Genomic DNA, 457 nt, shown 5'->3' on the forward strand with positions numbered 1-457 from the left:
TCAATCTGCAGAAATGCCTGACCTGTCTGATTACTCAGCTGTTCATCAGTCAGGGCTGTGAGAGCCGCATGAGCGCCAGACGACAGGAGGAAGACAAAGCTCCCGAGGATGAGCTTCCACATAAGCTGTACCGTGGTGAATTCCGGCGATCAGCAGCAAAGTGACTTCCGGATTATTTTTATATTTATTGAAGACAAGGTTACCTTTGCTGAAATATTCAGCAATCTAATTTAAATGTACTTTCGTACCATTAATTGCTTTTCAATGTACGTTTGTACCAATTACAAATAAAAACTCAGAAAAATCAGCGATGATAGCCGTTAAGGTACCGCTTACATCCGTCAATCTCCCTGGAGAATTATTCATCCAGGACAAAATAAAAAGGCTGAAAAGGAATGTAAATCTGACGCGATTTAACCTTCAAAATCAGGGCAAAAGGCGGAAGCCCCCCCCCCCG

It is taken from the genome of Thalassolituus sp. UBA6592, assembly GCF_002433655.1.
Taxonomy (GTDB): Bacteria; Pseudomonadota; Gammaproteobacteria; order Pseudomonadales; family Oceanobacteraceae; genus Venatoribacter.